Annotated in this window: 31 protein-coding genes; 21 read left to right on the forward strand and 10 right to left on the reverse strand. The window is 59.4% G+C overall.

The window, feature by feature from the left end:
* Window positions 1-43: 43 nt before the first annotated feature.
* The 7 genes from WCX18_RS07700 (at window position 44) to WCX18_RS07730 (ending at window position 4,366) form a co-directional block, all read left to right on the forward strand.
* Window positions 44-796 (forward strand): TSUP family transporter, encoded by a 753-nt coding sequence (locus WCX18_RS07700; protein WP_345987045.1) that lies wholly within the window; start codon window positions 44-46, stop codon window positions 794-796.
* A gap of 158 nt (window positions 797-954) precedes the next feature.
* Window positions 955-1,305 (forward strand): spore germination protein GerW family protein, encoded by a 351-nt coding sequence (locus tag WCX18_RS07705; protein ID WP_345987046.1) that lies wholly within the window; start codon window positions 955-957, stop codon window positions 1,303-1,305.
* Window positions 1,306-1,314: 9 nt separating this feature from the next.
* The gene (locus WCX18_RS07710) at window positions 1,315-1,827 is read left to right on the forward strand and encodes a DUF2953 domain-containing protein (RefSeq protein ID WP_345987047.1); all 513 of its coding nucleotides are present in this window, start codon (window positions 1,315-1,317) and stop codon (window positions 1,825-1,827) included.
* Window positions 1,828-1,884: 57 nt separating this feature from the next.
* Window positions 1,885-2,607 carry an acetolactate decarboxylase gene (gene budA / locus WCX18_RS07715; RefSeq protein ID WP_345987048.1) on the forward strand — a complete coding sequence of 241 codons (723 nt, stop codon included), beginning with the start codon at window positions 1,885-1,887 and terminating at the stop codon, window positions 2,605-2,607.
* Between the two features lie 233 nt (window positions 2,608-2,840).
* Complete coding sequence (gene cowN, locus WCX18_RS07720) at window positions 2,841-3,152, forward strand: N(2)-fixation sustaining protein CowN (protein WP_345987049.1); 312 nt, start codon at window positions 2,841-2,843, stop codon at window positions 3,150-3,152.
* Between the two features lie 121 nt (window positions 3,153-3,273).
* Window positions 3,274-3,687 carry a MarR family transcriptional regulator gene (locus tag WCX18_RS07725; RefSeq protein ID WP_345987050.1) on the forward strand — a complete coding sequence of 138 codons (414 nt, stop codon included), beginning with the start codon at window positions 3,274-3,276 and terminating at the stop codon, window positions 3,685-3,687.
* Window positions 3,688-3,730: 43 nt separating this feature from the next.
* Entirely contained in the window at window positions 3,731-4,366 is a 636-nt protein-coding gene (locus tag WCX18_RS07730; RefSeq protein ID WP_345990784.1) for a CatB-related O-acetyltransferase, read from the forward strand.
* Here WCX18_RS07730 and WCX18_RS07735 read toward each other — a convergent pair.
* The 4 genes from WCX18_RS07735 to WCX18_RS07750 all read right to left on the reverse strand — a co-directional run bounded on the left by WCX18_RS07735 (window position 4,363) and on the right by WCX18_RS07750 (window position 8,312).
* Window positions 4,363-4,611, reverse strand: a complete 249-nt coding sequence (locus WCX18_RS07735; RefSeq protein WP_345987051.1) for a hypothetical protein — start codon at window positions 4,609-4,611, stop codon at window positions 4,363-4,365. The two genes, WCX18_RS07730 and WCX18_RS07735, sit on opposite strands and share 4 nt — an antisense overlap.
* 458 nt (window positions 4,612-5,069) lie before the next feature.
* Complete coding sequence (locus tag WCX18_RS07740) at window positions 5,070-6,422, reverse strand: MATE family efflux transporter (RefSeq protein WP_345987052.1); 1,353 nt, start codon at window positions 6,420-6,422, stop codon at window positions 5,070-5,072.
* 55 nt (window positions 6,423-6,477) lie between these two features.
* Window positions 6,478-7,266: a phytanoyl-CoA dioxygenase family protein gene (locus WCX18_RS07745; RefSeq protein ID WP_345987053.1), complete on the reverse strand. Its 789-nt coding sequence runs from the start codon at window positions 7,264-7,266 to the stop codon at window positions 6,478-6,480.
* A gap of 65 nt (window positions 7,267-7,331) precedes the next feature.
* Window positions 7,332-8,312: a sce7726 family protein gene (locus WCX18_RS07750; protein WP_345987054.1), complete on the reverse strand. Its 981-nt coding sequence runs from the start codon at window positions 8,310-8,312 to the stop codon at window positions 7,332-7,334.
* A 97-nt stretch (window positions 8,313-8,409) separates the two neighbouring features.
* Here WCX18_RS07750 and WCX18_RS07755 point away from each other — a divergent pair, with 97 nt between their 5' ends.
* From WCX18_RS07755 to WCX18_RS07765, 3 genes are all read left to right on the forward strand, one after another.
* Window positions 8,410-8,913, forward strand: coding sequence for a YgjP-like metallopeptidase domain-containing protein (locus WCX18_RS07755; RefSeq protein ID WP_345987055.1), 504 nt, complete (start codon window positions 8,410-8,412; stop codon window positions 8,911-8,913).
* A 66-nt stretch (window positions 8,914-8,979) separates the two neighbouring features.
* Window positions 8,980-9,861, forward strand: coding sequence for a hypothetical protein (locus WCX18_RS07760; protein ID WP_345987056.1), 882 nt, complete (start codon window positions 8,980-8,982; stop codon window positions 9,859-9,861).
* A 146-nt stretch (window positions 9,862-10,007) separates the two neighbouring features.
* Window positions 10,008-10,634 carry a hypothetical protein gene (locus WCX18_RS07765; protein WP_345987057.1) on the forward strand — a complete coding sequence of 209 codons (627 nt, stop codon included), beginning with the start codon at window positions 10,008-10,010 and terminating at the stop codon, window positions 10,632-10,634.
* Window positions 10,635-10,640: 6 nt separating this feature from the next.
* On the opposite strand, the gene WCX18_RS07770 is transcribed toward WCX18_RS07765, so the two are convergent.
* Entirely contained in the window at window positions 10,641-10,979 is a 339-nt protein-coding gene (locus WCX18_RS07770; RefSeq protein WP_345987058.1) for a hypothetical protein, read from the reverse strand.
* A 219-nt stretch (window positions 10,980-11,198) separates the two neighbouring features.
* Between WCX18_RS07770 and WCX18_RS07775 the strand changes: the two genes are divergently transcribed.
* The 8 genes from WCX18_RS07775 (at window position 11,199) to WCX18_RS07810 (ending at window position 16,314) form a co-directional block, all read left to right on the forward strand.
* Window positions 11,199-12,149: a hypothetical protein gene (locus WCX18_RS07775; protein WP_345987059.1), complete on the forward strand. Its 951-nt coding sequence runs from the start codon at window positions 11,199-11,201 to the stop codon at window positions 12,147-12,149.
* Between the two features lie 70 nt (window positions 12,150-12,219).
* Window positions 12,220-12,393, forward strand: coding sequence for a hypothetical protein (locus WCX18_RS07780; protein ID WP_345987060.1), 174 nt, complete (start codon window positions 12,220-12,222; stop codon window positions 12,391-12,393).
* A gap of 66 nt (window positions 12,394-12,459) precedes the next feature.
* Complete coding sequence (locus tag WCX18_RS07785) at window positions 12,460-13,419, forward strand: DUF6515 family protein (protein ID WP_345987061.1); 960 nt, start codon at window positions 12,460-12,462, stop codon at window positions 13,417-13,419.
* A gap of 10 nt (window positions 13,420-13,429) precedes the next feature.
* Window positions 13,430-14,005, forward strand: a complete 576-nt coding sequence (locus WCX18_RS07790) for a class I SAM-dependent methyltransferase (protein ID WP_345987062.1) — start codon at window positions 13,430-13,432, stop codon at window positions 14,003-14,005.
* Window positions 14,006-14,074: 69 nt separating this feature from the next.
* A complete protein-coding gene (locus WCX18_RS07795) occupies window positions 14,075-14,551 on the forward strand; it encodes an FKBP-type peptidyl-prolyl cis-trans isomerase (protein ID WP_345987063.1) in 477 nt (158 codons plus the stop codon).
* Window positions 14,551-14,994 (forward strand): D-aminoacyl-tRNA deacylase, encoded by a 444-nt coding sequence (gene dtd, locus WCX18_RS07800; protein ID WP_345987064.1) that lies wholly within the window; start codon window positions 14,551-14,553, stop codon window positions 14,992-14,994. The genes WCX18_RS07795 and dtd overlap by 1 nt, the downstream gene beginning before the upstream one ends.
* Window positions 14,994-15,656 carry a DUF6498-containing protein gene (locus WCX18_RS07805; protein ID WP_345987065.1) on the forward strand — a complete coding sequence of 221 codons (663 nt, stop codon included), beginning with the start codon at window positions 14,994-14,996 and terminating at the stop codon, window positions 15,654-15,656. Before dtd ends, WCX18_RS07805 begins: the two co-directional genes overlap by 1 nt.
* Before the next feature lie 112 nt (window positions 15,657-15,768).
* On the forward strand, window positions 15,769-16,314 hold the full coding sequence (locus WCX18_RS07810; protein WP_345987066.1) for a hypothetical protein: 546 nt from the start codon (window positions 15,769-15,771) through the stop codon (window positions 16,312-16,314).
* Between the two features lie 7 nt (window positions 16,315-16,321).
* On the opposite strand, the gene WCX18_RS07815 is transcribed toward WCX18_RS07810, so the two are convergent.
* Together WCX18_RS07815 and WCX18_RS07820 are read right to left on the reverse strand one after the other, a co-directional pair.
* A complete protein-coding gene (locus tag WCX18_RS07815; RefSeq protein ID WP_345987067.1) occupies window positions 16,322-16,696 on the reverse strand; it encodes a hypothetical protein in 375 nt (124 codons plus the stop codon).
* The gene (locus tag WCX18_RS07820; RefSeq protein WP_345987068.1) at window positions 16,683-16,934 is read right to left on the reverse strand and encodes a hypothetical protein; all 252 of its coding nucleotides are present in this window, start codon (window positions 16,932-16,934) and stop codon (window positions 16,683-16,685) included. Before WCX18_RS07820 ends, WCX18_RS07815 begins: the two co-directional genes overlap by 14 nt.
* 283 nt (window positions 16,935-17,217) lie before the next feature.
* Here WCX18_RS07820 and WCX18_RS07825 point away from each other — a divergent pair, with 283 nt between their 5' ends.
* The gene (locus WCX18_RS07825) at window positions 17,218-17,454 is read left to right on the forward strand and encodes a hypothetical protein (RefSeq protein ID WP_345984577.1); all 237 of its coding nucleotides are present in this window, start codon (window positions 17,218-17,220) and stop codon (window positions 17,452-17,454) included.
* A gap of 12 nt (window positions 17,455-17,466) precedes the next feature.
* On the opposite strand, the gene WCX18_RS07830 is transcribed toward WCX18_RS07825, so the two are convergent.
* Window positions 17,467-17,880, reverse strand: coding sequence for a hypothetical protein (locus WCX18_RS07830; RefSeq protein WP_345987069.1), 414 nt, complete (start codon window positions 17,878-17,880; stop codon window positions 17,467-17,469).
* Between the two features lie 127 nt (window positions 17,881-18,007).
* Here WCX18_RS07830 and WCX18_RS07835 point away from each other — a divergent pair, with 127 nt between their 5' ends.
* Window positions 18,008-18,394: a hemerythrin domain-containing protein gene (locus WCX18_RS07835; RefSeq protein ID WP_345987070.1), complete on the forward strand. Its 387-nt coding sequence runs from the start codon at window positions 18,008-18,010 to the stop codon at window positions 18,392-18,394.
* Window positions 18,387-19,232, forward strand: a complete 846-nt coding sequence (locus tag WCX18_RS07840; protein ID WP_345987071.1) for an aldo/keto reductase — start codon at window positions 18,387-18,389, stop codon at window positions 19,230-19,232. The genes WCX18_RS07835 and WCX18_RS07840 overlap by 8 nt, the downstream gene beginning before the upstream one ends.
* Window positions 19,233-19,588: 356 nt before the next feature.
* Here WCX18_RS07840 and galU read toward each other — a convergent pair whose 3' ends face one another.
* Entirely contained in the window at window positions 19,589-20,440 is an 852-nt protein-coding gene (gene galU / locus WCX18_RS07845) for a UTP--glucose-1-phosphate uridylyltransferase GalU (RefSeq protein ID WP_345987072.1), read from the reverse strand.
* A complete protein-coding gene (locus WCX18_RS07850) occupies window positions 20,437-22,212 on the reverse strand; it encodes a sugar phosphorylase (RefSeq protein WP_345987073.1) in 1,776 nt (591 codons plus the stop codon). The genes galU and WCX18_RS07850 overlap by 4 nt, the downstream gene beginning before the upstream one ends.
* Window positions 22,213-22,214 lie beyond the last annotated feature (2 nt).

Here is a 22,214-nt window from a genome sequence, read left to right on the forward strand (position 1 = left end):
CTACAACTTGCAAATATTAAGCATTTAAATCAGTCTGGTTCTTATGGAAATATCGATTGAAATGCTCATGTTCCTGTTTGCCGCCTCCATCGTCGCCGGCACGATGGACACGATGGTCGGGGGCGGCGGGCTCATTACCCTGCCCTCGCTGATGCTCACCGGCCTGTCCCCCATCAACGCGCTGGGCACGAACAAGCTGCAGGGGTGCGTCGGCACGGGGATGGCAACTGTCCTGCTGCTCAGGAAGTCCAAAATAAGGTGGCGGCACATCAAGCCACTCTTTATTGCCGCCTTTGTCGGCTCGGTCATCGGCACCGTAGCCGTGCAGTTCATCAGCCAGCACTCTTTGTCACTGGTCATCCCCGTCGTGCTCGTGCTGATCATCGGCTACTTTCTGCTCTACAACCCAAGCAGAACCGCTAACTTCAGCATCAAAGTGGGTGCGAAAAAGTTTACCTGGCTCGTCGTTCCCGGCATCGGTTTTTACGACGGCATGTTCGGCCCCGGGACGGGCTCCTTCTTCAGCTTTGCGAACGTGCTGCTTCGGCGCGCGAAACTGGTGGCAGCAACCGCCACGGCCAAGCCGCTCAACTTCGCCACCAACGTTTCATCCCTCTTGGTTTTCATCCTTTTCGGCAACGTCGTCTGGCACGTGGGTCTGGTGATGATGCTGGGCCAGGCCATCGGCGCCTGGCTGGGGGTGCATCTGCTTTACAAGATCAACCCGCAGTACCTGCGCGCCTTCGTCATCGTCGTCTGTCTGCTGATGCTCGCTAAGTACATCGCCTCCTCCTGATGTACTGACCCTTACTGGCAGCATTACTTTCAGACCCTTTCGTTCCCCATTGTCACTTTTTGCTACAATCAGTGAAGGAGTACAGACATTGTCGTCCGGATGCAATACCCCTCCGGATCAATCGCAGCATATCTGCATTAGCAAGTAAGGAGAGCGCGATGGAACATGTTCAAGAAGTTTTGAAAACCTCCCTGGAGGAGCTTGAAAGGGTGCTGAGCACCAAAACGGTCGTCGGGGAGCCCTTCGTCATCGAAGGCAACACCCTCATCCCCCTTATCAGCATCGGGTTCGGGTTCGGTGCCGGCGGCAACATCGGCGGCAAAAAAAGCGGTGACGGACAGGGCGCCGGTACGGGCGGCGGTGGCGGCATCCGGCCGGTGGCCCTCGTCATCATCAACAAGGACGGCGTCAGGGTCGAACCCATCAAAAGCGGGATGGCCAGCGTCTTCGAACACCTCGGCGAAACCCTCGCCAAGGCGATGAAGGAGAAAGAGGACGACGACGAGTAGCAGCAGAACATGCTAACAGTTCTCTATCTCATCGCCTTTCTGTTCCTGTTTCTGCTCGCGTTGCTCGCCACTCCCGTCGAACTGAGCCTGCAGCTGGAAAAGGAGGAGACCTTCGACTACAAGGCCAGGCTGCACTGGTTTTTCGGGCTTATCTCCGTCGACCTGACCGGGCTGGCAAAGAAAGCAGGCACGGTGAAAAAAACGAAGCGCAAAAAGCATAGGACAAAGTTCCCGGGCGGGAGTGTGTCAGCCCAGAGTGTCACCCGGCTTCTGCGGGGGCTGCGACGCAGCCTGCAGGTCAGGGAGTTCAGCCTTCACGGCCGCATCGGGCTGGGCGACCCGGCCTGTACCGGAATGCTGATAGGTGCGCTGAAGCCGCTGCTCCTGCCCGCGCGGCAGGTGAGCCTCGTCGCGGATTACGAGGAAGCGGTCTTTGAAGGCCGCTTCAGCACGAGGGTCCGCCTCGTCCCCCTGCGGATCTTCGGCGTTTTGCTGCGCTTTTTCTTTGCGGGAAGGCGCTAGGATGATCACTGCGGCAGGGTGACCGTCCGCGACACCGACAGACGAAAGGAGAACCCAATGCCCGCCGAACGCACCGCCTCATCGCACCCCCTCTACCTCTGCGCTCCCGTCAACGCCCTCGTTGAGGGGATCTACGAGGAAAATATCCCCCTGGCCGAGATCAAGCGCCACGGCGACTTCGGCCTGGGCACCTTTGACGACCTGGACGGGGAGATGGTGATGCTTGACGGCGACGTCTACCAGATCAGCGCCGACGGGGAGGCCCACCGCGTCTCCGACGCCAAACACACCCCCTTTGCCGTCGTCACCTTTTTCGAACCGACCTTTGCGGCGACTTTCGAAGAGGCGATGGAGTACGACACCTTCCTCGCACGCCTCGACGCCCTGCTCCCCTCGCCCAACCTCTTCTACGCCCTCCGCATCCGCGGCCGCTTCGACCTGGTCCGGGCGCGCTCCGTCCCCAAGCAGCACAACTACCGGCCGCTCAGCGAAGCGGCCGCCGAACAGCACGAATTCCGCTTCGAGAACGCGGCGGGGTGCCTCGCCGGCTTCTACACCCCCGCGTTCATGGCGTCGCTCAACGTCCCCGGCCTGCACCTGCACTTCCTCACAACGGATCGCCGCCGCGGCGGCCACCTGCTGGAGTGCCGCACCCGAGGCGTCACCGTCGAGATACAGATGCTCCACACCCTCGAGCTTTCCCTTCCCATGACCCACGACTACCTGACCCGCGATTTCAAGCGTGACACGGCCGCAGACCTCGAGGCGGCGGAGAAGTAGCACCCGGGAGAGATGCGAATTTCTGCCTGTATCTACCGTAACCATCCCTACGACCGCACTGGACAAATATAGAGCATCGGGCAGGGAGGAAGCGTATTGATACCTGCGATACCCGCCTTTTCGCAGCCACTTTCCTTAAAATATAAAAAGTATAATATTCCACAAATATTTTTAAGGAAACTAATGACGCTCCGCACCGCCGCGCCCCTCCTCCCTTCCGAAAAGCACGCCCAATGAACAATGAAATCCGCATAGACGAACGCTACGTTTCCTTTGCGAACATCGACTGCTTCGAGAACGCCTGCCTCGTCATCGACCGGCTGCTCTATGTGACCGCTCAGGCCGAACACGTCAACCTCTACTGGAAAAAGATCATCCCGACGATCCCCCAGGCCTACTACGACCGTGACCCGAAAGCGGACGAGAAAGAGGCCCTGCTCTACCTCGTCTGCTCCAACGTCTTCTACCTCGAAGAGCTCTTCGAGAACGAAGAGGACGAGGAGGGGCTCAATGCCCTGAAGCGCGCCGAACTGGAGTGCTGCTAAGCGGCGGCCCCGCCCCTCTTCCCACCATAGGCTACACAAGTGTTACTCCCAATCTCCCCTCTTGACTATCGCAGATATTTGCAATATACTTGTTTACTCAAATATATTGCAAGGATAATCTATGGCTACGAAACTGGAATGGCTCTTCGCCTTCTCCTCCGCGCATGCGAAGCTCTTCAAGCAGGTCGACCGGGCGCTCAGCGTCCACGGCATCAGCTTCTCGGAGTTTTACATCCTGCACCGGCTCCGGAACGCTCCGGGGCGGGCCATGCGGCGCATCGACCTGGCCGAAGAGGTCGGGATGAGCGCCTCGGGGATCACCCGGGCGCTGAACCCGCTGGAGAAGCTGGGGCTGGTGCAGAAAGAGAAAAACCCAAGAGACGCGCGGGTGAGCCTCGTCAAGCTCTCCGACACCGGGGTGCGGCAGTCCACCGACGCCCTGGCGACGGTGCAGATGACCCTCGACACCCTGCTCTCGCCGCTGGATGAGAGCGACATCGACGCCTGCATGGCAATCGCGGCAAAACTAAACTAAGGAGAAGACTATGCTGGACCCGTCGAAAAAACACCCCATGGTGATGCCCGACGGCACCGCTGTCGAACAGGTCGTCCACCTCAGGGCGGTCATAGACCACCCCCGCATCGAGGTGGGCGAATTCAGCTACTACCACAATTTTGAAAAGCTGGAGAATTACGCGGGCTATCTCGCCCCCTACCTCTTCCCCCTCAGCCTCGACAGGCTCATCATCGGGAAGTTTGTCCAGATCGCCCACGGGGTGCGCTTCATTACGAGCTCGGCCAACCACGCCATGGGCGGGTTCTCCACCTACCCCTTCGACAACTTCACGATGAACGCGGAGACGACGGGCGCGGAAATCGCCGCCATGTTCGAGAAGTCCGGCAACCGCGGTGACACCGTCGTCGGTAACGACGTCTGGATCGGGCTGGGAGCCACGATCATGCCGGGGGTGACCATCGGCGACGGCGCCATCATCGGCAGCCATGCCGTCGTCGCGGGGGACGTCGCACCCTACACCGTCGTGGCGGGCAACCCGGCACGCCCCGTCCGCAAGCGCTTCGACGAGGAGGTCATAGAGTCGCTGCTTGCCATCCGCTGGTGGGAGTGGCCGACGGAAAAGATAGAGAAAAATATCGACGTCATCACCGGCGGCGACATCGACGCCCTGAAGCGCTGCAGCCGGGAGAGCTTCTAATCCTTCAGGCGCTTCTCCTGCAGCTCGCGCTTAAACTTCTCCTGCGCCTCTTTGGCCCGCTGGCGCTCCGCGTCACGCTGCCGCAGCCGCTCTTTGAAAACCGCCTCCTGCTTCTTCTGCTCGGCGGTCAGCTCCTTTTCCGGGGCGGGTTCGTCCTCTTCGTAGGGGACGATGACGCCGACACTGATGGCAAAGGCCAGGCTGCCGTAGAGCAGGAAAACCGCTGCAAATACGCTCTTTTTCATACGCTGATCCTTTTTACCGTATGCGTCCACACATATCATAGTATCAGCTTCGACACGTCGAAGCGCATAAAATCAATTCAAGAAGTGGCATGAGTATTTTTCTCTATCTTTTCTTTTTCATAAGAAAAGAAACAAAAGAAAATCGTCGTTGCGCGAATCGCAAGCCCTTCTCGGCTTTATGCCTTCAGGGCGGCTTTCAAGGCACGCTTAACGACAGGTTATCTATCAATTTATGCGCTTCGGGAACCGAAGCTAACAAAAACAAGAGAGCTTCGACACGTCGAAGCGCATTCAATCAAATTGGGAATTGGCCTTGAGCGCTCTTTGTAAGCCATCCCGGAGGCATAAAGCCGGGAGGGATGAGCGATTCGCGAAAGGCCGCTTTTTGCGCTACTTTTTCTAAAAAAGTGGCAAAGAGATTACTATTCAGTCTTCAATTTGACTGATGAAGGCACAGCTTATATCTTCGTCTTCAACCACTTGCGCCGGGCGAAGATCTTCCAGAAGATGATCCCCTTGATGAAGGTCTCCACCGTCATGATGATGTAGACGGCGATGATGCCGAAGCCCATTTTCATGGCGATGTAGGAGGGGATGACGCGTAGCAGCCAGAGCGCGGCGATGTTGATTTTCAGCGGCGTGCGGGTATCCCCCGCGCCGCGCAGGACGTTGCTGAGCACGAAGAGCACGGCCAGCGGCACCTGGGAGAGGCCGACGAGCCGCAGGTAGAGCGACGCCTGTTCCACCGTCGCGGGGTCGTGGGTGAAAAGGCGCACAAAGAGCTCCGGCCAGATGACCATGACAAGCCCGAGCAGCCCCATGAATGCCGCGGCGACTTTGAGGCTGTAAAGCCCTCCCTCGTAGGCCTCCTCGGGGCGCTTCGCCCCCAGCTGCTGCCCGACGATGGCCATCGCCGCGACGGCGAAGCCGAAGCCCGGCATGAAGGCGAGCCCCTCCACGCGCAGCCCCACCTGGTACCCCGCCAGGGCGGCCGTCCCGTAGGAGGCGATGACCCAGATGAAGAGCAGGAAGGAGCTGACGGTGATGAGGCGCTCCAGCGCCGCGTGGCTGCCGACTTTGACGGCGCGCTTCAGGTCCGGCAGGTTCCACAGCGGCAGGAAATGCAGCCGCGCGTCGTGCCGCCGCAGCAACAGCAGGTAGAGCACGATGTTGAGGCCGTAAGCCGCCACCGTCGCGTAGGCCGCCCCGGCGACGCCCATCGCCGGCAGACCCCAGTGGCCGAAGATGAGCAGGTAGTCCAGCAGGGCATTGACCCCGGCGGAAGCGAGCTTGATGTACAGCGAGCTCTTCGTATCGCCCGCCGCGCTGAGCTGGTTGTAAAAGAGCGCGTCGAGGAAGATAAGGGGGAAGCCTATAGAGAGTGCGCCGAAATAGACGCCGCCGTAGTGCACGACGTCCTCGCCCGTGCCCAGCAGGCGGTAGAACTCGTCAGCAAAGAAGGTACCCGCTACGGCGAACGGAAGCGAGAGCAGCAGGGAGAAAATGCCCAGGGTAAAGAGCAGCGCGTAGGCCCTTTTGCGCCGCCGTGCACCGATGAGGCGCGCCGTCACGGCGTTGCCCCCCACGACGTAGAGGGTGATGACGACGTTGACGACCATGATGAACTGCATGCTCGTCCCGACCGCCGCCAGGGCGGAGACGCTCAGCAGCCCTACCATCAGCATGTCGACGAGGATCTGCAGGACGTCGAGGAGGTGTTTGAAAGCCGCAGGCAGCGCCAGCCGCAGCACCTCGCGCAGGCGCGCGTTGGGCCGCAGAGACGTCAGCACGGAGCGGGACGGTTGGTTCATTTGCATTGCTTCCTGCCTGCACCCGCCATCGGTGCGGCAATGGTTAAGATGGATGTCAGCGCGGCGGAAGGGCCGAGACGTGCAGGACGACGGAGCGTCTGCTGGAGCGTCTGTTCTCAATAACGCTGCCGCCGTGGGGGAAAAGCGGGTGCCAGATGAGGGCGTCGCCGCTGCGGAAGGCGAACGCCTCCTCTATCAATCCGGCCGCCTCGTAGTGCCGCTTCAGCGTCTCCTGGTACCGGCGCCATGCGCCTGGATCCTGTGGCGGCATTGTATCGAAACGTTCGTAGAATCGGTGCGGCAGACGGTAGCGTTCCGCCGCAACCCGGTGGGCGCCTTTGACGCCTGTCAGCGTACCGTTGTCAGGCGTCGTATCTTCCAGGGCGATCCAGATCCTGAAATAGGGCTCCCCGGGCATCACGTGAAAGACGGGGATGTCCCGGTGCAGCGGCTGCTGGCTCCCCTGCAAAAAGGTGATCGAAGTCCGCAGCGACGGCCCCAAGCCGAACAGCAGCTCCTGCAATTTTACGATGGTGCGCTCCGCAAAGAGTGCATTGATCTCGGGGATTTCATCGTGCAGCCCGATCAGGCGCGGGTAGGTGCCGTCCTCTTTCTTGTTCGCCGCCAGGGCTTTGATATTGGCGACCGTCCAGTCGTCCAGCGCGTCGTTGACCTTTTCGACCGTTTCGTCGCCTATTGCACCCCTGTAGAGGTAGCAGCCGTCCGCGTTGAACTGCTCGACAATCGCCCTCTCCTCCCCGGAGAGACCGAGATATCGGGGATGCCGAGCGTAGTTTTCGTACTCGAACCAATGTTTTTCCGCCGTCATCGGCCCCACTTTCACTGCACTGCTCCCCTCTCTGCGCTCTCGCCTTTTAGACGGCAAAGCAATTTCTGTTCGACCCCGCGTCAAAAGAGCGTCGGCTGCCGCAGCTGCCGGTAGAGCTCCAGCACGCCGGGCAGCTTCACCGCCCTAAGCATCCGCCCCGCTTCCCAGTAGGAGGGTTTGAGCAGTTCGTCGAAGAGCAGCTGCTTCTCCAGCGGGTCGACATAGTCCACCATCTTAACATCTTCAGGCCTGCCGCCCCGCAGGCGGGTCACAAAGAGCTGCCGCGCGATCCGTTCGCGTTCGCGCTGGGTGTAGACGGCATCGATGACGTCGCGGTAGGTGCTGTAGTCGTTGCCGGGAAGGCGGCTGCGGTTGTTCAGCATGGAGAAGAAGTGCTTCAGCTCCGGGGCGCGGAGCATGGCAACGAGCGTATCGGGGTGAAGAGGTTCGGGCTCCTTGTAAAGCCCCAGGCCCGCTTCGCCGTAAAGCAGAATGCCCACATGCTCGAAGCGGTTGCCCAAGGTCTGCAGGTACTTGGTGAGAAACCGCTCATCGAGTGCGACGTAGACGTGGTTGCTGAAACGGGAGTAGCTGTCAAGCTGACGGTAGAGGCGGTCTAGGTTGTCCTTGTCGCTCTTGATCTCGACGGCGACGAGCGTCTCGTTTTCCGAGAGGGCGTAGAGGTCCGGGCGGACATTGATGGTCCACTGCGAGAACTCGTGGATGATATGTGTCCCTTCCCCGTAGCGTTCGCGCAGGAAGGTTTCGGCGGCCTCGCGCAGTTCGGCCTCGTTCGACGCCGGGGCGGGCCGCAGCTTGCGGTACTTGGCGAGGAAGCTCTTGTGGTCACGGTCCCGGCGCTGGCGCGGGGTCATATCCGTATAAGCCTGCCGCACATAGCCTTCGTCGTCGCCCCCGCTGCAGTAGTCGCACAATTGCTTGCGGCGCCGTTTCAGGCGGCGGGGAATGAAGGGGTTGTCGGGCTGCTCTTCGAGCAGGGCTTCGTCGGCAGTGACGGCATTGAGAAGGGCGAGGACTTCGCCCGCGTTGATGGCATCCATGACGCGATTATAGCGCGAAGCCGGAGCGTCAACCGAAAATATGACGTGCACGCGAAGGGGATGCTACAATGCCGTAAACACAAACAGGGAGAGCGGTATGAAAGAGCTGCGCTATCTAGCCCACTACCCCGAGACGCTCCAGGCGCAGGTGCGCCGCCTGATCGAAAGCGGGAAACTCGGCGATTTTCTGCTGCAGAAGTACCCCGAGGCGCACACCCTCTCCACCGACGGCGCGCTCTACGACTACGCCGACGCTATGCGCAGCGCCCACATGCGCAACTCCCAGCCCCTGCACAAGGTCGTCTACGACACGAAGATCAGGGTCATCGACGACGCCCTGGGGATGCACACCCGCATCTCGAAGGTGCACGGCGGCCGGGTGCGCTCCCGGCGGGAGATCCGCATCGCTTCCCTCTTCAAGCGGGTCCCCGAGCCCTTCTTGCAGATGATCGTCGCCCACGAACTTGCCCACCTCAAGGAGCGCGACCACAACAAGGCTTTTTACAACCTCTGCGAGCACATGGCCCCCGGCTACCACCAGCTGGAGTTCGACCTGCGCCTCTACCTGACCCACCTGGAGCACTCCGGGAAGCTCTACTGACCCTACGACGCATTTTCCCCTGCACGCTATAATGGCGCCTTTCCATACCCTTTATAAAGGCACCCTATGAAGATGTTTTTTTCCCGCCTGGCGGCACTCCTTTTGATCGTTGCGGCGTTTACCGGCTGTTTCGAGCCCAAGACGCCACAGGAGGCTGCGGCAGCGTTCTGGAAGGCCGTCGAACAGAACGATGCAGGCGATGCGGTCCGCTACTCCACCCTGGAAGACGAGGCGGCGTTCGACGCCTTCAGACATTCCTGGGAGGGGGCCGAAGCGACGGTCGAACAAATCCTCATCGAAGGGCGCAGAGCGCAGATCGTCTCGCGCATCAGCGCCCCGGAAGGGCGCGACCTGCCCGACACGGTGACGACCTACCTCGTCCAGCGCGACGAGACGTGGCTCGTCGACTACGAGCGTACGGCAGAGGGATTGCGCGGCAACGCCCTCTCCGCCCTCTTTTCGGAACTGACCAAGTTCACCCGGGAGCTGGCGGGACAGCTCGGCGCCACCTCCGACGACCTGCAGCAGCAGCTCGGGACGATGCGGCAGCAAATCGACGCCTACGCCGAGACGCTGAACCGGCAGATGTCGGACGCCATCGAACGCTACGGCAGCGTCCTGCGCGAACAGATCGACGCACTGGCCGCATCGGCCCGCGACGCACTCGACGAACACGGGGAACAGCTCACACCGCAGGAGCAGCAGACCCTGAACGACGTCGCCGGGGAGATGGAACACCAAAGCGACACCCTCTCCGAACCCGACGCGGACAACGTGACCGAAGGGACCGAGAAAGCCCTCGAGGCCCAGGGGATGCTGCTGCAGCTTGATGAAAAGACGCTGGAGCGCTACAAAGCGCAGTGGATCGAGTGGCGCAAACAGTTTGAGAAAGAGGCGAAAGCCTTCTTCGACACCCTCGATGCCGAACTCCGCAAAGAGAAGGAGTAAGGCGCACCCCTCTCTCCCGATCACGCCCCGGTCGTTCTTTCTCTCCCAAAGCTTTTAAATTTTTTTTAAAAACATGTTTAATAAAGTTATTAATGTTACAATTATTTTTCCCGGCACCAATTCCGGTGCCGCCGAGAAGGAGAACCATGCGACCGATCATCGCGACACTACTACTGTTTATTACGGCGGCGTCCCTCGCGGCTGCCACCACCAAGGTCATCGTCGTCGGGGCGTTCCACACCCCCGAACAGGCGCAGCAGCGCGTCGACACCCTCAAAGGGTATCTGCGCTTTGAACCGGAGAGCTACGCCCTGCAGCGCGCCGGATACTACACCTACGGCGTCCGAAGTGCAGCGCCCTACTACGTCGCGGTACTGTACGATTTCCGCAATTTCGACGAAGTGCTGACGGTGCGCAACAGCATCAAGAAGATCTACCCCGACGCCTACCTGAAGAACAACATGGACTTTACGCGCCCGCTCGGTGCTGCCGTTCAGCGCATGGCAGCCGATGAGAGCGCGGCATTCGCTCCGGCGGCCGTCTCTGCCGAAGGCATGGCGGAAAGCGTCATGACGGCGACGGACACGACCGTCATCGCTACGGTGCCGGGTACCGAAGTGACGGCGGTGACAACTCCCGCGACACTCTCATCGGCTTCCCTTCCCCCGGAAACGACGGGACCGTCCTTCCTGCCGCTGCTGATCGCCGAACTGCTCGGCGGGGCGGCGTTCATTATGCTCTTTGCAGGAAGACGCCAGCCGGTGCAAGCCTGACCCGATTCAGATCTGCTTCACACTGAGAATCGATCCTGACGGGTCGATCTCTACCGCAAGCTGCACCGTGCAGCACTCTCCCCGGTAATTCTGCGCCGTAAACACGGTCACGACACGCACGTTGTTTCCCTCGCCTTCGGTACAGCTGCAGAGGGGCTCGAAACTGTCCGGTACTCTCAGACGTTTACGGATGTAGTTTGTCACGGCAGTATGGATTCCGCCACCCAGTCCGGTCTGGCGCTGCGCATTTTCAGTGCAGAAGCTGTTTTCGCAGCGTGCCGCCGCAGATGCCTCTGCAGCGCTGAGGCGCTGCAGGGGTTTCCGGGATGTCGGTATCATGGTCATCGTGTTTTCCTGCGCAGATCATCGTTGGCCGCCACTTTACCCCCTTTGCACTACAGCAGGGTTACAAAAATGCATTTTTTATTGCTACATCTTCTAAAATGTTAAAAAACGGCAAAACACACCGGTTTTTGCAACAGAAAAAAGTTAGACAAAGTTCCGAGTGCTAAAATTGTCTTCTTTCATTGGTGCGTTCGGCACCATATTCGTTAAAGGAGTTCCATGCGTCTGGCCACCCTATCGTTCTTTCTGTTTCTGGTGGTGCTCCCGCTCGCAGCCGCAACGTCAGAAGCCATTATCGCAGGGGCGTTCCAAACGGAACAGGATGCAAAACAGCGCATCGAAGCACTTCAGTGGTACCTCCAGCAGGACCCGGAGACCAGTGCCCTCCAGGCCGCAGGCGTCTTTACCTACAGCGTGCGCAGCGCCGTGCCGGACTACCTGGCCGTCCTCCACCACTTCCGCACGACCGAGGAGCGCCGCACCGTGCTGCGCACCATCCAGAAACTGCATCCGGATGCGTTCACGACCAACGGCGGGGAGATCATTGCCGGCGTCTTCAAAAGCAAACGCGAGGCACAGCAGCGCAACGAAGCGCTGCAGTGGTACCTCCAGCACAACCCGGACACCAGCCGTCTTCAGAATGAAAACGGTTTCGCCTATGCCGTCAGCGGCGGGAGCAAGAACTACCTGGCCGTCCTCGAACAGTTCCGTCACAAGCAGGATATCCAGACGATCCTCGGCAGTATCCGGAAACTGCACCCCAACGCCTATGTCGAGAACGACCTGAACAGCCTGAAACCCTTTGTCACCCAGCCGCTCGAACCGCAGGCCCACACGACCATCAAAACGCCCGCGCCGGAGATCGAGGCTGCCGCCCGCGCCGCCGCCGCCCCGGAACCGGAACCGGAAGCTCTCCCAACGGCCCTGCCCGAAAGTACCAAAACCACGGTGATCGAGAACGACGCCGAAGCGCCCGTGCTGCCGCAGACGCCCGCTGCCAAACATGTCCCGGCGACGCAGGAGTTTGAACGCACGACACCGTTCGAGATCTCGGATGCGTCCGAAGTCTCGGACGAGTCCATGCTCTCCTCCGTCATCACCCTCCTGCTCGCCGAACTGCTGCTCGGCGGCGCCGCCCTGATGCTTTTTTTCAGACAGCGTCCGAACTAAACGCCGCCCCCCCTGCCCGAAATGCCGCTGAACCTGCAGCGGTATGAATATAACTTGCACAGGTACAGCAATGGAAACACTCTACTGCCTTCACTGCGACAAAATCTACCGGGTCCGACCCGAAGACATCCTCCTCGTGCAGCAAAACAGCTCCGCTCTCGAAAAGAAAAGGGAGCAGTACCGTTTCACCGCGGGCTGCTTTTTCAAAACGCTGACGGCACTCAAACGCGAACGTACCCGCTAAGCGCATCGTCTCACAATTATTTAACGATTTCCCGTTATACTGAAGCTATCAATTAAGGAGGATACGATGCGATACAGCAACTTCATATCCGTCGCAGCCGCGCTGCTGATCGGCTCGGCCGGGCTCCATGCGGCTCCCGACCATGATGGCAGGAAAGACAACGACAGAGGCGGTTCAAAGCAGGAACGCTCTTATGAGAAACAGGACCGCTCGTACAACAAGCAGGACCGCTCTTATAATCAACAGGACCGTTCCTACAACCAGAGCCGTTCCGGTAACCAGGGCAACGCCCTGGGGCAGGAGATTCGCCGCGACCGTAACCAGCCCTCCAAGGGTGAGATCCGCCGCGAAGAGGTACGCCGCTCCGAACCCCAGAAGTACACGCCCCATCCGGTCAAACCTGCGCCGGTCGTCCGCCCGCAAGAACGCGAGGAGTACAGACATACCGAACAGCGTACAGTCCGCCCGCCGAAGGTGGAATACCGCAACGGCAAACGGGTCTATCCGCCTGCCAAGGGTGACATCGTACGTATCGACAAGCACAAGCGCTACTACCGACCGCCGGGGGCCCGTCCTCTGACCTATTATCAGCGTCCGGGCTATGTGGTACACAGTCTGCCGCGTCTGGCGATCTCTCTGAGCCTCGGCGCGCTCTCGTTCTACTATGCCGACGGTCTTTACTACCGCCATCACGACAGCGGGTTTATCGTCACCGTTCCGCCGGTAGGCCTCGTGGTCCATACCCTGCCGGTTGGCTACACCGTCTTCGTACATAGCGGGCGCACGTACTACTACTATGCGGACGTCTACTACACCTGGGACACCTACCGCAACGCCTACCGCGTCGTCAAGCCGCCGGTGGCCTATTATGACGTCGAATTCGCTCCCGGCCAGGTACTCGACAGCCTCCCCGACGGTGCGTACAGTGTCACGATCGACGGGGCGCAGTACTACCGCTACGCGGATACCTACTTCATGCAGGCAATCCAGGGAGACCGTATCGTCTATATCGTCGTCACGCCCTAAGACGGCACCGATGATCCCCTTCAACCATCTCGGTTGGGCCTTTAGCCGCTTCGGAGCGGCCGTTTACCCCGACACTGCCGTCGCGCAGCTCTGCGCTGCCCTGCACGCCCTTCCCCCCGACGCCGACATCCTCGACCTCGGCGCGGGAACGGGCACCCTCGCCAACTACGCCCTCGGCTGCCGCAACGATTTAAGAGCCGTCGCCGCCGATCCGGCCGAAGGGATGCTGCGCTATGTCCCCGATACGGTCGCGCGTGTCATCGCCAGGGCCGAAGCCCTTCCCTTCGCCGCCGACCGCTTTGACGGCATCCTCGTGGGCGAGGCGCTGCACCATTTCACCGTTCCCGAAGAAGCGCTCGACGAGATGGCCCGCGTCCTCCGCCCCGGCGGACTCCTGTTCGTCTACGACTTCGACCCCTCCACCCTCCTCGGCGGCCTGCTGCGGCGGGCGGAGAAGCTGCTGGGGGAACCGGGGCACTTCTATCCTCCGGAGTCGCTGGCTTCGCTGCTACGGGAGCGCGGTTTTTCCACTGCTGTCAACCGCTACGGCTGGCGCTACAGCCTTGCCGCCCTGTTGGAGGCGTAGGCCCGGACGTTTGTCTATTTCCCCCCTTTCATTGTAAAATTGCGCTATCCCAATTCCCAAGGTTTCACCATGAAGATTACGAAAAACAGCCTCGTCACCCTGAACTATGAACTCTCCACCTCCGACGGCGAGCTGCTCAACCCCGACGACTCCGAACTGATGTATCTCCACGGCGGCTACGGGCAGATTTTTGCCAAGCTTGAAACGGAACTTGAGGGGAAACAGACCGGGGATGACGTCCATGTCACCCTCTCCCCCGCCGAAGCGTTCGGAGAGTACGACGGTTCCCTCCTTGTCGAAGAGGCGCTCTCCGAGCTCCCCGACGACCTGGAAGCGGGCATGGAGATCGAAGGCCACCTCGAATCGAACCCGGAGGACGTCATCATCTACACGGTCAAGGAGATCCGCGGCGACGAAGCGGTCCTCGACGGCAACCACCCCCTGGCAGGCCGCAGCCTCGTTTTCGACGGGACGGTCACGGCAGTAGAGCCGCTCGACGATGCCGCCGTCCGGGAGATCCTGGAACACGAGCATCATCACCACTGATGCTGGCCGTACTGCAACGCGTCGGCAACTCCTCCGTCCACGTTGACGGCCGCGAAATCGCTGCGATCGGAAAGGGGCTGAACCTTCTTCTGGGTGTCCTGGAGGGCGATACGGAGGCGGACGCCGACAAGCTGCTCTCCAAGATCCTGACGCTGCGCATCTTCGCCGACGAGGCAGGCAAGATGAACCGTTCCCTGCTCGACGTCGGGGGCGAACTCCTCGTCATCTCCCAGTTTACCCTGGCCGCCGACGTCAAAAAGGGGCGGCGCCCCTCCTTCGATGCCGCCGCCCGGCCGGAGCGGGCCGAAACCCTCTACCGGTACTTCATTGACCGGGCATCCGGGAGCGTCCCGGTCTCGCACGGTATCTTCGGTGCCCATATGGATGTGCGCATCGCGAACGACGGGCCGGTGACCATCGTGATCGATTCCAAAACGCTCTGATGGCAGCGTTGTTCTCTACGCTCGGGCGCTACGTTTCCCTGCCGCTCATCGTTCTGCTGGCGGCCAATCTCTACCCGCTTTACGGTGTCCTGGAACGGGGATGGGGCGTCTTCGAACTGATCTTTCTCTACTGGATGGAAAACGTCGTGATCGGCCTCTTCAATGTCCTCAAGATGATCACCAACCGCCCCGAAGATCTCGCCGGCAATCTCGGCAAACTCTTCCTCGTACCCTTTTTCATTTTCCACTACGGCATGTTCACCTACGTGCACGGCATCTTCGTCATCGCGCTGTTCGCGCCGGAGGAGCTGCACCTGAACGTCTTCGGACTCGCCGGTTACCTCTACCACCGCGACACGCTCTTCGGCAACGGCATGCTCACGGCCCTGACGCTGCTCATCGTCAGCCACGCCGTCTCCTTCTACGTCGATTATGTCCGCAGCGGCGACTATGAGCGCACCACCCTACGGGAGTGGATGGGCGCGCCCTACGGTCGCGTTGCCGTCCTGCACATCGGCCTGATCGGCGGCGGTTTTCTCGTCGCGGCCCTGGGACAGCCCGTTGCCGGGCTGATCGTCCTGCTCTTTTTGAAGGTCGGCATGGACGCACGTTCACTCATCCTGCGGCATGATGCCCTGCAGCGGAAACTGCCGGTGGATTAATGTGACTTTTTGATGATCATATTAATCCGATAGCTGATTATTTTTTATCCATATTATCGCCGAAAATCTTCCGGCCGTGTCGTACACTTGCGTATTATTCGCGGAGGTCATTATGGCATCAAAAGAAAACTATATTCAGAATATTCGAAATGCACGAACACACCAGCTCAAATGGATCAACCAGATCAAACTGATGGTCTCCGGGGTCAGCCAAGAAAAGGATGCCGTCCCCGTCAACCAGTCCGACAGCGACTTCAGCCGCTGGCTCTATGACGATGCGATGGTCTTTTCCACCTCCAACGCCAAAAGCGTCATTGATGAAATGATCACACTCCATACCGAGTGTTACGATATCTATCTGAAGATCTATGCCACGCTGTTTGCCGGAAAATCGGGGGGACTGATGGGGGTGTTCGGATCGAAAAAGGCGAGCGCCAGCGACCTGAAACTCGCCCAGAACTACTACGAGGAGCTCTTAAACGTCTCGGACGCGCTGCTCAAACGGCTGCGCGCCTTTGAGAGTGTCATGCTGGCAACGCCGCAGACGAAGTTCGATGAACTGATGGTCGCACCGGAACCGGTGACGGTCGCCGCCGAGCCTGCAGCACCCGCCCCAAAACAGAAGCTCTACTTCCGCGGACAGCTTATCGAGGGCTGAGCCGCACTTAGTGTAAGTATGTGACGTACGTCGTCACGCCGCACGGTACCCATACGCCCCAGTCTTCAATGACGGTACCGTCATCATACTCCACGCTGATATCATAATTCTGGTCGCATTCATAGATATCGAGTACCAGATCGTCCCCCGGGTAGAGCACATCCGCGCCCAGCAGCTCGTTCCCCCAGCTCGAAGCCGTGGAAGGCGCGGCATAGGCATACCAGATATCGCCCCAGGAGTCTATATCATTATGGATCACCAGTGTCGCCGGCACGTAGGGGATATGCGGGTCGTTGTCCTCGACATAGATAAAACAGCCGGACAACAGCCAGAGCGGCATCAGCAGTACGGTGAGCCTGAGCATAACTTTACTGCGCTTCATCGGACACCTCCGGCTTCGGAAGATAAAAGACGTTGGGGAGTTTCCGGTCGTTCAGTTTGCCGAAATCCTTGGCCGGTTTGGAAGCCGGAGGAAGCGCTTCGGGCTTTTCAACAGCCTCCGGGGCACTCTGGAGGTGAACCACTTTACGCACCTGCAGCGGGCGTGATTCCGTCGGGACGGACGCAAAAACGGTCCCTGCGACGAAGACTGCCGAAATCAATGCTGTCATTCGTTTCATAATCGCTCCTTTGTCAATGAATAAGACAACTGTACAGTGAAACCATGCAGTAATCGTGAAACGGGAATCGTACCGAAATATCAGCGTTTTTCCGCTTGCCCGGCGAAAGCGCCGGTAATGATCAACACACCGGGAGGACGCGTCTGCACCCCCGCGTGAAACAGTAGTACAACGATAATAGTGAAGTATGGCAAACAGCCAAAGTGTGCGGCAGCGGCGGGCGTCACGGTGCCCGGCAGGAACGGCGGTTGCATTTTGTACCAAACCACTCAAGGAACCTGTTATGGAACACCATGTCATCATTGAAAAACTCTGCAGCTGCGCCAAAAGAAACGGCCTCGACCAGATCGTCTCCTACGATAACAAAGAGAGCGCCAAAAGCGCCGCGGAAGCGCAACTCTCCTTTATGAAGAACAGCTTCTGCGGCAAACACCACTTCGATGTCACCGAAGTCGACGACCACTTCGTCATCGGGATGCTCCAGGGCGGCTGCGGCTGCGGCAGCCACGAGCACCACTAAGGCCCGCGCGCCTCAGTGCTGCACGCGCAGATAGACCTGGAAAAAAGGCAGCACTTCGATATCACCCGCGTCGATACTGACACTGCCGTCCGGTGCAACACTGGCGATAATCTCCACCGCTTTATCCTCGCTCATGAAACTGAGCAGTGCTACATCATCGCTCTTCTCCTCGAAAAGCCCGAGGCCTGTCTTTGTGATCATGTCGCGCAGGACTTCCGCCGACTCGAAAACGGCCGCGGTAATCGCCGTCAGAAAAGTCGCAAAGGGTTCGCAGCGCACCTCACAGAGCAGGCAATCCGTTTCCGAACGGCTGATGCCCCGGTTTTCGAAGTGGATAAAATCGTACTGCTGCAGGACTTCAAGATCATCCATCGTGATTTCGCGCGAAGCGTAGACGGCTTTGAGTGCATTGAACGTCGATAGCATCGTTATCTCCTCTTCGCCCGCTTTCAGGCGTTTTGGATAAAGTACTGCATATTCCGTGCGATACAGGGGTATCGCATGAAAGTTGCACAGGGCGCGGTAAAGACACGGCAGTGTGAAGGAGCATCGAATGGAAGAGCTGACTCTCGGCATAGAGGTGATGGACGAGACCCACACGGAGTTTCTGCAGTGCCTCGCCCGTGTTAAAGCGGCTTCGGGCAGTGACTTCGTCGAGGGGTTCTCCGCGCTTGTCGAGCATACGGAAGCCCACTTCGCCATGGAGGAAGAGCTGATGCGGAGCCTCGGCTTCTACGGTCTTCAGGAACACCATGACGAACATGAGACCCTGCTCTCCGAGATGCGCTACTTCCTGCAAAAAGCACGAAAGCTTCCCCCCTTCGGGCGCTCCTATATCGACGACTACGCCTATGAAAAGTTCCGGCGCCACATCATCAATATCGACTCGCAGCTGGCGATGTTCCTCAAAACAGTCGAAACGGAGAAAGTTTATGGTTAAGACGCTTCACACGCGTGCCGGCGTCGAGATGCCCACACTCATCTACGGAACGGCCTGGAAAAAAGAGCAGACGGCCCCCCTGGTCGAAGCGGCACTGCGCTGCGGGTTCCGCGGCATCGATACGGCCTGCCAGCCCCGCCACTACCATGAGGCCGGTGTCGGCGAGGCCCTCGAGGTGATGCGCGCCGAGGGCCTCGAACGCGAAGCGCTCTTCCTGCAGACCAAGTTCACCCCCGTAGACGGGCAGGATCCGGAGAACACCCCCTATGACCGAAAAGCTGCGCTTGCGGAGCAGGTCCGCCAATCGTTCCGCGTTTCGCAGGACAATCTGCGCACCGATTATGTCGATTCGTATGTCCTGCACTCGCCGCTCTTCCCCTTTTCGCAGCTGCTTGCCGTCTGGCGCGCCATGGAGACGATTGCAAAAGAGGGCAACGCGCGGCAGCTCGGAATCAGCAACTGCTATGATCTGCGCACCCTGCAGCGGCTTTTTGACGAAGCGGAGGTCAAACCGGCGGTGCTCCAGAACCGCTTCTACGCCGATTCCGGCTATGATGTGGAGCTGCGCGCCTTCTGCGACGCAAACGCCATCCGCTACCAGAGCTTCTGGAGCCTGACCGCCAACCCCCACCTGCTCGGCAGCGAGCCGGTCATCCGCGCCGCGATGGCCCGGCGCATCGGTACCCCACAGATCTTTTATGCCTACCTCATCGCCAAAGGGATCACCCCCCTCGACGGCACGACCTCATCCGTGCACATGCAAGAAGACCTTCACGTCCCGGAGATCCGCCTGGCACCCGAGGAGATTGCGGCGATCGACCGGCTGCTCCTCTCTTGAAAACCTAGCACATTTTGGCGCCTGATCTACCTTTTGTACAATCCCGAAAAGCAATTGATTAAAAGTTAATCATAAAATTGCATAGTACGCTTGACAAATATTCTATACTGTGTGTACCCGTAAAAGGGTAAGCATTCCGATGCGATTGATTTGTATCAGACTTTCTTTTGAAAGTCGAGCCATTACGTTTTTGTTCTTCTACTCCCTTGCATTCGCGGTGCTGCTGACACCGCGAGCCTTTCACCCTCACACCAAAACAACACCTTCCGGTCATACATCGAGATTGATAATGAAACCGTGCGACCGTGCCGGCCGTCACGCAGTAGCAGTATGAAAGGGGAGCCGCGGGGAGAAGGTTACTGCTTCTCCGCCTTCGCTTCGGCTTTCTTTTCGAGTTCGTAGAAATAGTTTGTCGCTTCGACGAAACCGTCGACGCTCCCGCAGTCGAAACGCTTGCCCTTGAACTTGTAGCCCAGGACCATCCCCTTTTTCGCCTGCGTCAGGAGGGCGTCGGTGATCTGCAGTTCGCCGTTCTTGCCCGGCTTGGTGTTCTTGATCACTTCGAAGATATCCGGGGTGAGGATGTAGCGGCCGATAATGGCCAGATTGGACGGCGCTTTGTCGTTGTCCGGTTTTTCCACCATGTCGTCGACCATGAAAACGCCCTCTTCGATTTCGCGCCCGGCGATAACGCCGTACTTATGGACCTGCTCCTTCGGGACCTCCATGATGGCGACGATGCAGCACTTGTACTTGTTGTACAGCTCCACCATCTGCTTGAGGACCCCGTCGCCCTTGGGATTGATGCAGAGGTCGTCGGCGAGGATGACGGCAAAAGGGTCCGTCTCGCCGACCAAAACTCTGCCTTTGTAGATGGCGTCGCCGAGCCCCTTCATCTCGTTCTGGCGCGTATAGGTGAAGGTGCAGCTGTCGATAAGGCGGCGGATGTCTTTGAGCAGCGACTCCTTCGAGGAGCCCTTGATCTGATGTTCCAGCTCGTAGCTGATGTCGAAATGATCGGTAATGGCCCGTTTGCCGCGCCCCGTAATGACGGCCATAACGTCACAGCCGGCGTCGTTGGCCTCTTCCACCCCGTACTGGATCAGCGGCTTGGTGAGGATGGGCAGCATCTCCTTGGGCATCGCCTTGGTCGCGGGCAGAAAGCGCGTGCCGTATCCGGCAGCGGGAAATAGACATTTTGTAATCATTCAAACTCCTTTTCATTGATGATGGGCAGCGCCTGGTTGCAGCACGCCTCGAACGCCTCGACATCGATACGGCATTTTATCCACATCACTCCGTAACTTTCAATCTGCAGTGTCTCCGACGTTACATAGATGTTACTGATGCACTCCGTCGCAGGTAGTTCAAGGTAATCGGGCAGATGGAACCGGACCGTCTCGCCGCTGAAGTTGTGGACGGCCAGGATATGGCTGTCCAGTTCGCGGCTCTCGCGCTGGAGACAGAAAAGCGACGGGTGCAGATCGAGGAAAATGAACGGCCCGAAGGGATCGAAGGCCGTCTCGTTGATCCGGATGGAGAGCAGCCGTTTGTAGGCCAGGTAGACCCGGCGCTCCAGCCCGCCCTCCTTCTGCAGCTGCTCGTCGAGCCAGTTGGAGTTGAACTTCTCGCGGTTGATGGAGCGGTTGATGCCCGTCATCTTGACACCCTCGAGATAGTTGCGCGAACCGAACAGCGAGTGGAAGTAGATCCCCGGCACTCCGGGCATCGCAAGGGCCACGGCCTGGGTCAGCAGCATCCGCTTCGCCCGGACGGCATCGTCCGCATCCGGCGGTGTGAGCAGATCGATGTAGCTGCAGTTGAGCTCATAGGGGCTCTGCGTACCGTCGGCATTCGCCCGGTACGAGACCAGGCCGCCCGAACGTTTCGCCGCCGCCTCCAGGGCCGCGATATCCTCGATGTCAAGGAGCTCGCTCACGGGCCGTAGCCCCACCCCGTCGTGCGAGGCGGTGAAGTTGAAGAAGCAGACCTTGTCGCTGGGCAGCGTCAGTGTGCGCGCCCAGGCGAGCAGCTTGGCCGGGCTCCCCGTCAGGACCGAATGCGCCAGCAGCGGGGGGAGCGCGAAGTTGTAGACCATCTGTGCCTCGTCGTCGCCGCTGCCGAAGTAGGAGATGTTCTCCTGGTGCGGCACGTTCGTCTCGGTGATGATGATGACTTCGGGGGCGACCTTGTGCAGCACCTCCCGCATCAACTGGATCAGTTCGTGGGTCTGCGGGAGGTGGACGCTGGGCGTACCGATCTCCTTCCAGACGAAAGCGATCGCATCCAGCCGCAGCAGCGTCGCCCCTTTTTCGATGTAGAAGAAGAGCGCGTCGAGCACGGCCAGCAGTACCTTGTAGTTGGCATAGTTGAGGTCGACCTGGTCCCGGCTGAAGGTCGTCCAGATATAGCGAATCCGCCCCTCGGCGTCTTTGAACTCGTGCAGCAGCGGCGAGGTGCGCGGCCGTACGACGGAACTCAGGTCCTGGGTGGGATCGGCATCGATAAAAAAGTTCGCATAGTCGGGGTCGCCCTCGAGGTACTTCTTGAACCAGTCGGAGAACTGCGAGACATGGTTGATGACCGCATCGAACATCAGGCGGAAATGGGTGCCCAGCTGTTCCACCTCGCTCCAGGAGCCGCAGTGCGGGTCGACCGCCTTGTAATCGACCACGGAGAAGCCGTCATCGGAGGAGTAGGGGTAAAACGGCAGCAGGTGCACCGCGTTGACGAGCCCGTCGATATGCGACACCAGGAAGTCGTTGAGCTCTTTGAGCGGCGGTTCGGGCGGACTCTGCACCTGGTCGCCGTAGGTAATGAGAATGGCATCTTTCTCGCTGAGGTGATAGTCATAGGAGGTGATCCGTTCGCGGTAGCCGTTGATCAGCTCCCGGATGCCCTTATAGGCGTTGTCCGCGTCTTCGGGCGTGTAGAGGACCGTCAAACGCTCCCGTATCGAATGCGGTTCGTACTGGATCATGC

It is taken from the genome of Sulfurimonas sp. HSL1-2 (genome assembly GCF_039645565.1).
GTDB lineage: Bacteria > Campylobacterota > Campylobacteria > Campylobacterales > Sulfurimonadaceae > Thiomicrolovo > Thiomicrolovo zhangzhouensis.